Raw genomic sequence first — 10216 nt, forward strand, 5'->3', positions numbered from 1 at the left:
TTCCTCCTATGCCGACGACCGGGCCGCCGGCACCAGGTCCGACGCCCTTTCCGGGGTGGCGATCTCCACCGGCCGGCGGTAGATCCAGGCGAGCATCGGACCGGTCATCGCCGTGGTGACCAGCGCCATGACGACCATCAGCGAATAGAGGGAGTCGTCGAGCAGCCCGATCCGCAGCCCGACGCCCAGGATGATCAGTTCGGTGAGACCCCGGGTGTTCAGCAACGCGCCCAGGGCCAGCGATGCGCGGGGCGGCACCCCCTGCAGCCGCGCCGCCAGATAGCTGCCGCCCAGCTTGCCGGCGACCGCCACCAGCAGGATCGCGCCGAAGTCCAGCAGCCCGTCCAGACCCAGCCCACCGAGGTCCACCTTGAGCCCGGCCACCACGAAGTAGACCGGCAGCAGCACGGCGGTGAGCTGGCTGGTCTGGCGCTGGATGGCCTCGCCGCGTTCCGCCGCGCCACCGGTCGGCATCACGAGTCCGAACAGGAACGCGCCGAAGATGAAGTGCATCCCCATCGCCTCGGTGGCGGCCGCCGACAGCAGGGCCCCGCTGAGCACTGCGGCGAGCCGGGGGACGCTGACCGGGTTCGCCGGATCGCCGCCGGTCAGCAGCCGGCCCAGCAGCGGACGGACGACCAGGAACATCACCGCGATGTACGGCAGGAGCAGCAGCACTCGCCAGTGCCCGTCCTCACCGCCGATGGACGCCTGCACGGCGGCCAGGGCGATCCAGGCGACCACGTCCACCACGGCGGCGGTGGCCAGCGCGAAGGCGCCGACGGTGGTCCGGGCCAGCCGCCGGTCGGCGATGATGCGGGCCAGCACCGGGAACGCGGTCACCGAGACCGACAGGCCGACGAAGACCACGAAGGCGCCCGCTCTCCCGGAGCCGTGGCCGCTCAGCAGGTGCCAGCCGAGCCCGAGTCCGAGGACGAAGGGCACCAGGATGGACCCGGCCGCCACCACGGCGGTGCGCCGGCCCATCCCGCGCAGCACGCCGCGTTCCAGCTCGAGACCGACCACGAACATGAACAGGGCCACCCCGACGTCGGCCATGCCGGACAGCAGCGGCCGGACCGACAGCGGGAAGAACGTCTCGGCGATCCAGCCGCCGAACAGCGTGGGCCCGAGCAGGATCCCGGCGAAGATCTCGCCGACCACCGGCGGCTGCCCCAGCCGCACGGCGAGCACGCCGAACCCGCGGGCGAGCAGCAGGATCAGCGCCAGGTCGACGAACAACATCTGGATCGTGTGGCTGGTCATCAGGCCCCAATTCAGGTCCGGTACGGGGCCACGCGGCAGCCGCCGGGGCGGCTGCCGCGTGACACGTCAGGCTCCGACCGGGGCGGTCGCGGCGCGCTCGGCGATGAGGTCGTCGACGTTGATGTTGAACAGCGGGTGACGGCCGCTGAGACCGGAGACCAGGGTGACGAAGTCCTCCCGCGGGTCGCGCTCGCGGCTCGGGTCGACGATCGTCTGGGCCTGCTCCCAGTAGAACTCCTTGTACTTCGTCCGGTCGTAGAACTTCCCGACGAACTCGCGGATCTCCTCGAAGAACGCCCGGTACGCGGTGGCGTACCGCTCCAGCGCGTCCTTCTCGATCTCCGGGTGCTCCAGCACCTTGTCGACGATCTTCGACAGGGCGCTGCCGGCCAGGGTGGCCAACGCCACGCCGGTGGAGAAGAGCGGGTCGACGAAGGCGGCGGCGTCACCGACCAGCGCCCAGCCCGGGCCGTAGAACTGGTCGCAGGTGTACGACCAGTCCCGGGCGGACCGGAACCCGCTGGACTGACGTGCGTTCTGCAGCAGTTCCTTGAGCTGGCTGGAGCGGGCGAGCTGGGTCCGGAACAGCTCCTCCAGCGAGTCGTCGGAGGCGGCCGCGGCGGCGGACGCCGTGACGTAGCCGACGCTCATGGTGCCCTTGTCGATCGGGATGCCCCAGAACCAGCCACCCTCGAGACCCTCGATGAGGATGTTGGTGTACTCGTCGCCGGGCAGCCGGGCCGCGTTGTCGAAGTACGTCCAGACCGCGACGTTGCGCATGTCCTCGTGCCAGTTGACGTTGGTCAGCTTTCGGCCGAGCACACGGGCCTGGCCGGAGGCGTCCACCACCAGCGTCGCCCGGGCCTCCTGGACCTCCTCGGAGCCGCGGATCGTGTAGCGAACGCCGACGATCCGGCCGTCCTCCTCGATGGCCTCCTTGACGGTGGCCTCCTCGATCACGTGCGTGCCCAGCTCCCGCGACCGGTCCAGGATCAACGAGTCCAGGTCGGCCCGGCGGACGTGGTACGAGTAGCTGTACGGGCCACCCTCGATGAAGGAGAAGCCCCACGGGATCTTCTGCGCGCCCCAGACGAGCGTGCCGCCGTGCTTCTTCTCGAAGCCGCGCTGCTCCAGCCGGTCGAGGAGCTTCAGCTCCTCCATGGGGCGCATGAAGCCGGGGATGAGCGACTCCCCGATGTGGTAGCGCGGGAAGCGCTCGCGGTCCAGGACGAGGACCCGGCGGCCGCGCTCGCTCAGCAGCGCTGAGAGGGTGGCGCCGGCGGGGCCGCCACCGATGACGACGACATCGAAGTCGCCTGGGATTCCGTAGAGATTGGACGGCATTCGCAACTCTCCCTTTATCGGGCCACGGAAGGGGGCGGGCGCCCCGGGAGGACCGATGCCTGACGACCGGCCCCCGCGGTCGCACGAGCGGGTCCCCGGGGTGCGCCACGCCAGTCTGCGGAGTGGGCTCTGCAGACCCTCTGGATGCGGTCTTAACGGTGTCTCTCGATGGGTGCCGCTGTCCGGTCGGCGGCTGCCCGGCATCGGACGGGGCGTCGCCGACGCGCTGCCCGAACCGCGGCGCCCACCGGCATCAGTGCAGCTCAACGCCCTTCGAATCGGTGTCGGGGGCACCCCTGGCCGGGTCGGGGACCCGGCTCGCCGGCCCGCCGACCAGCCCCGGCAAATCCCATGTGGCGGGATCTGGGCGTCCGTCAACCTGACCCAGGTCCCGCGCACGGGACCGGTCGCCGAGCCTGCCCGGCCCGAGATGGCACCACACGGCTCCGCGGCCGGAAGGGGGCGTCGGGCCGAAAGGCCCGGCATCCGGTCCGGGCTCCTGTTGCCCTGCGCTGGGCACGCCGGGACCGCTGGTCCCCCGTCGACGGATTCCTGGTCCGACTGCCACGGTTCGTCCCGGTAACCGGCACCCGATCGGGGCCCTCGTCGGCCACGGCTGCCGGCCGGTTTCCCGCCGGCCGGCGCGGTCGCGCGGCTGCCGCCCTCGAAACGGCACCAGGGCTGCGTCAGGCGGATCGATCCGCGACGGCCGGAGCGGGCCGCCGTGCCGTCCGGGCCGGGCCGGTGGTGGGCGGCGGGCCGAACCGGCCGGTGGCGGCGATCCCGGCCGCGAGCAGCGCCAGCCCCGCACCCACCAGCACGGCCGCGTGCAGGCCGTCCAGATAGGCGAGCCGGGCGGCCGAACGCAGTCCGGCGCCGGCGGAGCCGGCCTCCGTCGCCCGGTTCAGGGCGGTGCCGAGGTGCGAGCCGATCACCGACGGGTGATCCCGGTACACCAGGCTCAGCGTCGTACCGGCCAGCACCACGCCGACCGCTCCGGCGACCTGGCGGACGGCGGTGGTCCACCGGACCACGCCGAGCAGGTCGTCCGGCGCGTCCGCGGTGGCCGCCCGGAGCGCCGAGGTGAGCATCGCGCCGAGGCCGGCCCCGACGGCGACCAGGCCGGCGGTGACCCGGGCGGCGGCGGTGGCGGTGCCGACCGTGGCGAAGACGGCCAGGCCGGCCGCGAGCAGCAGGGCACCCGCCACCGCGGGTGCCCGGGGTCCGACTCGCGTGCCGAGCCGCTCGCCGAGCGCCGCGCCGAGCAGCAGCGCCCCGACCAGCGGCAGCAGCCGCACCCCGGCCGCCAGTCCACGGGCGGAACCGACGCCGTCAAGGTATGGGGTCAGCACGAACAGGAACCCGGTCATCAGCACGTACACCAGGGCCAGCACCAGCACCGGGCGGCTCGGCCGACGGTCGGCGCGGGCGGCCGGACTCGACGCCCGCGACTCGGGGAACAGCGCCAGCACGAGCAACACGGCCAGCAGCACGATCGGCACGTCCACCAGGAAGACCGAGCCCCACCAGTACCGTTGCAGCAGCGCGCCGGCGACCAGCGGACCGAGGCAGAGACCGAGGCTGACCGCGGCGGACGCGACCGCGAAGGCGCGGGCCCGCTCCGCCGGCGGAAAGAGCACCGGCAGCATGGCCATCGCGGTGGGCATGATCACCGCCGCGCCGAGGCCCATGCCGGCGCGGGCGAGCAGCAACGCGGAGGCGTCCGCGGCCAGCGCCGCGCCGGCCGCGCCGAGCCCGAAGAGCAGCAGTCCCGCCAGCAGGACGCGCCGGCGGCCGATGCGGTCGGCGAGGGCTCCGAGCGGCATCATCAGCAGGCCGAAGGTGAGCAGGTACGCGACGAAGACGCCCTGGAGCTGACCGGCCGACGCGGGCAGCGCGATCATCAACTCCGGCAGCGCCAGGAAGACGGTCGTGGTGTCGAGACCGATCAACAGCAGGCACGCCACCACCGCGGCCAGTGCCCACCAGCGTCGCGGCTGGGGCGGAGTCGACGGTGACACGGGGGCTCCTCGCTCGACTGTGGACGGTCTGGACGGCGATCGGTGGACGCGCCGACGGACGGGCCGGCGTACCAGCGCACGGCCCGTCCGCCGGGGCTCAGGATCCGGGCGCGGCGATCTTCGCGGCCACCGCCGCCCGGGCCGGCGAGCGGCGGGCGGCGCTCAGTGACCGCGCCACCGTGGCCGGCCGCAGCAACGCCGACGGCGGGACGAGCAGATGCTGCAGGTCGAGCAGGACGCGGTGCACCTCGGGCGAGACGTGGGCGGCGAGCATGGCCTCGCGGGCGTACCGGTTGACCAGGTCGGTGCCCAGCGGCTTGGGGCCACTGGTCTGCGGGTACGCGAAGTCGCCGCCGGTGGCCATCCGCCAGGGTGTCTCCAGCACCTTGGCGGCGGCGCGGTAGTAGTGGCGGGCCATCTCGGCCGAGGTGTTGCCGAACTTGTCGAGGCTCCGGCCCAGCGCGAGCGCCTCCAGGGTGGCGGCGGTCATGCCCTGCCCGTAGAGGGGGTTGAAGCTGCAGACGGTGTCGCCGAGGGCGACGTACCCGGCGGGCAGTTGGCGGAGACGCTCGAAGTAACGGCGGCGGGCCGCCGGGAACTGCCGGGTCTCGATCTCGCTGAGCGGCTCCGCCTTCTTGATCAGGTGGGCGATGTGCGGTGACGGCAGGCCTTCGGCGAAGGCGAGGAAGCCGGCCGGGTCGGCCGGCGCGTGGTCCTTGTGCCAGCCGCCGATGGTGACCACCCACCGGTCGCCCTCGACCGCGAAGGCGGCTGCGGCCCGCTTGTGGTGCGGCGGCACCGCGGCCATCAGCGCGAGCAGCGCGCCGTCGGGCAGGTCGCCGGGCTGGCGGCTGTACAGCCGGCTGGTGTAACCGACATCGATCCGGACGACGGCGTTCTCCGGGGCCGGGCAGTCGAGCTTTTCCAGCCAGCGGTCCGAGCGTCCGCCGCTGCGGCCGGTGGCGTCCACCACGAGGTCCGCGTCGAGGGTGCGGCCGTCGTCCAGCTCCACCCCGGTGACCCGGCCGCTGACGCCGGCCAGGCCGGAGACGGCGAGCCGGTCCATGATGGTCACGTTGGGCAGCCGGAGAACCCGCCGGCGTACGGTCAGCTCCAGGAACGCGCGGGTCTGGCTGATCCCGAGCATGCCGCTGGTGAACCGGACCCGCATCGCGCCCATCTGGTGGAACAGCAGGTCGGCGCCGGGGTCGAAGGGCACCGCGCCGCCCGCGATCAGCTCCTCGGTCAGGCCCGGGTACAGCTCCTCAAGCGCGAGCCGGCCGCTGATCAGCAGCGCGTGCGCGTGCATGCCGTGCGGTACGCCCCGGCGGTCGCGCGCCTGCTCGGTCGGCAGCGCGTCCCGGTCGATGACGGTGACCCGCTCGAACCGGCGGGAGAGGGCGGTGGCCGCGACCAACCCGCCGATTGAGCCACCTGCGACGATGGCGTGGCTACCGATCATGCTCACGAACTCTCCTCATGGCTAGCAGTCGGGGAGCGGGACCATTGGCTGGCGCCGCCGGTGGGGCTGCCGCCGCTGCGACGAGTCTGCCGCCGCGGGTCTGAAGGTTCTCTGGTCGATGTCTGCACGGCCGCGGCGGATCGTCTCGGGATCGCGGTCAGGCCGCGGTCTCCTCGAACCGCGGTACGGTCTCCTCGCGGCGCCGCAGGCCGAGCATCCGGCCCAGGGCCGCCATCCGGCTGGCCCGGGTCTCCAGCTCGCCGCACTCGGTGGCGTAGATCCGGACCAGCGGCGGAAACCGGTGCAGGCAACCGCTCACCTCGTCGAGGAGATGGTGGTCGACGAGGACCTGAAGCTGGTGGTGGGCCTCGGCCTGGGTCAGCCCGGCGAGGGCCGCCGCCATCTGGGTGGTGATCGCCGCGCTCGGGCAGCAGCCCAGCATCCGGAACACCCGGGCCGTATCGGGGGGCAGTGCGTCGTAGGACACGGCCAGCGCCGCCCGCACGTCGGTGCTCGCGTCACCGCGTACGGCGAGCTGGTCGAGCCTGGTATGTGGGAGGCGGTAGCGGCGGACCAGTTCGGCCGGGGTGAGGCCGGGGTCGGCCGCCAACGCCCCGGCCGAGATCCGCAGCGCCAGGGGCAGATGCCCGCAGAGCTCGGCGAGCTCGGCGACCTCCTGTTCGCGACCCGCCAGCCGGCCGGTGCCGGTCAGTTTGGCCAACAGCTCGGTGGCCTCCGTCGTGGAGACCGGCCCGAGGGTCAGCCGGTACGCCCCGTCGCGCGCGGCCAGCCCGCGCTGCCGGCGCCGGCTGGTGACCAGGACGCAGGCCGGACCACCGGGGATGAGCTGGCGGACCTGCTCGGCGTCCGCCGCGTCGTCGAGCACCACGAGCACCCGCCGGCCGTGCAGCAGGCTGCGGTAGAGAGCGCTGGCGGCGGAGAGGTCGCTCGGCACCTGTCCCCGCTCGACGCCCAGACTGACCAGCGCGAAGGCCAGGGCGTCCAGCGCGGACAACGATCGGTCACCGTCCTGGGCGGAGCCGCGCAGGTCGACGAAGAGCTGCCCGTCCGGGAAACCGGCGGCGATCTCGTGGGCCAGCTCGACGGCGAGCGCGGTCTTGCCGCTGCCCGGCCCGCCCTCCAGCACGGCGACGGTGGTCGCGCCGGGACACTGCCGGTCCCGCTCCACCAGCTCGCGCAGCCGGCCGAGCTCGGCGTCCCGGCCGGCGAATCCGCGCGGGCGGCACGGCAGTTGCGCCAGGGGGCGCAGCTCACCCGGGCGCGGTTCGACCCCGACCGGGCCCTCGATGTTCGGCTCGGCCGGCATCGGGTCGTCCAGGTCGGGATGCCCGACCAGGATCTGGTTGTGCAGGTCGCGGAGTTCGGGCACGGGTTCGATGCCCAGCTCCTCCAGGAGCAGCTGCCGGGTCTCCCGGTAGAGGCTCAGCGCGTCGGCCTGCCGGCCGCCACGGTAGAGCGAGAGCATCAACAGCCCGCGCAGCTTCTCGCGCAGCGGTTCCTTGGGCACGGCCTCGGACAGCACGGTCACCGCGTCCGCCGGACGATGCAGGTCGAGCAGGAGTTCGGCCAACTCCTCCACCACGCTCAGCCGCAGCTCGTGCAGCCGGGTGCGCTCCACCGCGGCGAACGGCCCGGGGACGCCGAAGTACGCCTCACCACGCCACAGGCGCAGCGCGGCGTGGTAGATCTCCGCCGCGCCCGCGCCGTCGCCCGCCTCGCGCAGCCGTCGGGCGCGCCGCCGCTGGGCCGCGAAGAGCGTCGTGTCCAGCTCGTCCGGGTCCATGAACAGGGCGTACCCGCCACCCGTGGAGACCAGGACCTCGCCCATGTCCCGCCGGCTGCGGCCCGGTTCGATCACCCGGCGCAGGCCGGCGATGTACGTGTGCACCCCGTTCGCCGCGGTTGGCGGGACCTCGTTGCCCCAGACCGCGTCAATGATCTCCTCGAAGCCGACCACGTCGTTGACCCGGCTGGCCAGTAGGCCGAGCACCGCCCGTTGTTTGGGCGGGCCCAGCGTGATCTCGTCCCCGTGGCGCCAGGCCCGCATGGGCCCGAGCACGGCTAGGCACAGTGATTCCTGAAGTTGTCGCACCGAACGCCTCCCCCAGCGTCCGCGCGGATCCCTCGGCCGGTTGGCGACCCGGCCCGTGGGCCCGGCGGCAGACCACCACCATCGTTGCCGCCCACCGTGCTCGGGCTTCGACCAGTCGACCCGCCAGGCGACCGATCTGATCCACGAGCGTCATTTTCGATGGGCGATTCTAAATAGGCTGCCCGCAGGCCGGGATGGTCCCGTCCGGAAAGTGGACAGCCGTATCCTGTCTGTCGATTCTAGTCGTAGGTGAATTGGGCTACTGCGTTTCCTTTTCGGCGACGCCGACCGGCCGGAGGTGGCGGTGGCGACGGCGGGACGCCAGCCCCCGATGCCGGTGACATCGCCAGGATCGGAAAAGACTTTGCCAGGCAGCATCCTTCCCGACCACTCCCAAATTGCTCTGCGCGAGGACATTCTTGCAGAGGGTAGCCATCGGCGGCAATAGATCGGTGTCACGCTTCCGACAAACGCTACATGCGGGGTATGCGGCATACGACCGAATGCGCCATCTGCCCGAAACATTTCTCGACCACGGCGTTTACCGACACCTCGCCGAAAGCTACAAGAAATGCGAGGTGAACAGTTTCGGTGTCAATTCGGAACAGCCGTCACGCCGCGCCGCTGGGCAGGATGTTGTGATTGATCCGGAAAAGGTTCCCCGGGTCGTACACGGCCTTGACCCCGGCCAGCCGCTCGTGGACGGCCGGGTCGAAGGCAGCCCGCACGGTGGCCTCGGTGGCGTCGTGCACGCCGAGGAAGTTGAGCAGAGCACCGCCGGTGCGCCACGGCCGCAGGCGCTCGTGCAGGCCGTCGTGGGCCGCGCGCAGGGTCTCCAGATCGGTGCCGCTGGCCAGGGACATCGACGAGAGACTGAAGCCGGCGTCCCGGCCGCCAACCGCGTTGGGCACCACCGGCGGGCGGGCGTACGCCCCACCGAGGTGACGCAGCTCGACCGCGTACGGCGCGTTGGCGTCGGGACCGGCCGCGGCCAGCAACGCCTCGACCGCCGGCTCCAGCTCGCGCAGGGCGATGTTCCGGCCGTAGCTCGCCGCCGGATCGGTGGGCTCGTGGTGGATGGAGCCGACCCGCTCGTACGGCAGGACCCCGAGGGTGTCCATCAGTGGGGAGGCAACCTTCCGCAGCGGCTCGACCAGCCGCTCCCCCTCCTCCGGCGCGCCGCAGTAGGCGATCCGCAGGTGCATGACGTACTGCCCGCGCAGCGGTGCGGGAGCGGCCTCGATGTCCGGCACCTGGACCATCAGCACCGAGGAGGTCATCTCGTCCGGCACGGTGCCCGCCCACCTCGCGTACGCCGCCAGCGCGTCGGGGACCGCCTCGGCACCGTAGTACAGGCCGCCGCCGTACAGCTGGGCCACCGGGAAGAGGTCCACCTCCAGCGAGGTGACCACCCCGAAGTTCCCCTTGCCGCCGCGCACCGCCCAGAACAGCTCCGGCTCCCGGTCCGCCGTGAGCCGGCGCACCTGACCGTCGGCGGTCACCAGTTCGACGGCCCGTACATGATCCGCGGCGAACCCGTACCGCCGGCCCAGCATGCCGATCCCGCCACCGATGGTGTAACCGATCGCGCCGACCACCGGACTGGAACCGTTGAGCGGCGCGAGCCCGTGCGGCGCCGTCACGGCAAGGACATCGCGCCAGCGCACGCCCGCCTCGATCCGCGCGGTGCGATTCGCCAGGTCCGTCTGCACGCCGGTCATCCGTCCGGTGTGGATGAGCAGCGCGCCGTCGGCCGACACCGCCGGCCCGTGCCCGGTGGCCTGCACCGCCACCGGTCTTCCCTCGGCGACGGCGAGGCGCACCGCGGCGGCCACGTCATCGCCGTCCACCGCCTCGACGATCAGCGCCGGCCGGTGCTCGATGACCCGGTTGTACCCCGAGCGGCGGCTGTCGTAGCCGGCGTCGCCCGGACGGTGGATCCGTCCCGTAATCCCATTCATGGCAGCAACCATAATGGCCGCACGGGTGGTCCGACCGGGTGTTACCTCC

General features: G+C 72.6%; 6 protein-coding genes. All 6 read right to left on the minus strand.

What is annotated here, in order from left to right; all coding sequences use genetic code 11:
* Positions 1 to 6: 6 nt before the first annotated feature.
* The 6 genes from ACIRG9_RS05000 to ACIRG9_RS05025 all read right to left on the minus strand — a co-directional run bounded on the left by ACIRG9_RS05000 (position 7) and on the right by ACIRG9_RS05025 (position 10167).
* Positions 7 to 1266 (minus strand): cation:proton antiporter, encoded by a 1260-nt coding sequence (locus ACIRG9_RS05000; RefSeq protein WP_402850372.1) that lies wholly within the window; start codon positions 1264 to 1266, stop codon positions 7 to 9.
* Positions 1267 to 1332: 66 nt separating this feature from the next.
* Entirely contained in the window at positions 1333 to 2610 is a 1278-nt protein-coding gene (locus ACIRG9_RS05005) for an NAD(P)/FAD-dependent oxidoreductase (RefSeq protein ID WP_402850374.1), read from the minus strand.
* Between the two features lie 686 nt (positions 2611 to 3296).
* Positions 3297 to 4631 (minus strand): MFS transporter, encoded by a 1335-nt coding sequence (locus tag ACIRG9_RS05010; RefSeq protein ID WP_402850376.1) that lies wholly within the window; start codon positions 4629 to 4631, stop codon positions 3297 to 3299.
* 97 nt (positions 4632 to 4728) lie between these two features.
* On the minus strand, positions 4729 to 6093 hold the full coding sequence (locus ACIRG9_RS05015) for an FAD-dependent oxidoreductase (protein WP_402851847.1): 1365 nt from the start codon (positions 6091 to 6093) through the stop codon (positions 4729 to 4731).
* Between the two features lie 157 nt (positions 6094 to 6250).
* On the minus strand, positions 6251 to 8173 hold the full coding sequence (locus ACIRG9_RS05020) for a BTAD domain-containing putative transcriptional regulator (protein ID WP_402850379.1): 1923 nt from the start codon (positions 8171 to 8173) through the stop codon (positions 6251 to 6253).
* A 644-nt stretch (positions 8174 to 8817) separates the two neighbouring features.
* Entirely contained in the window at positions 8818 to 10167 is a 1350-nt protein-coding gene (locus tag ACIRG9_RS05025) for an FAD-binding protein (RefSeq protein WP_402850382.1), read from the minus strand.
* Between the last annotated feature and the right edge of the window lie 49 nt (positions 10168 to 10216).

The organism is Micromonospora sp. NPDC093277 (assembly GCF_044765245.1).
Taxonomy (GTDB): Bacteria; Actinomycetota; Actinomycetes; order Mycobacteriales; family Micromonosporaceae; genus Micromonospora.

Bases quoted from the DNA above. Each gene is read 5' to 3' on its own strand.
- ACIRG9_RS05015 (WP_402851847.1), bottom strand. From the start codon at position 6,093: ATGATCGGTAGCCACGCCATCGTCGCAGGTGGCTCAATCGGCGGGTTG.
- ACIRG9_RS05025 (WP_402850382.1), bottom strand. From the start codon at position 10,167: ATGAATGGGATTACGGGACGGATCCACCGTCCGGGCGACGCCGGCTAC.
- ACIRG9_RS05000 (WP_402850372.1), bottom strand. From the start codon at position 1,266: ATGACCAGCCACACGATCCAGATGTTGTTCGTCGACCTGGCGCTGATC.
- ACIRG9_RS05005 (WP_402850374.1), bottom strand. From the start codon at position 2,610: ATGCCGTCCAATCTCTACGGAATCCCAGGCGACTTCGATGTCGTCGTC.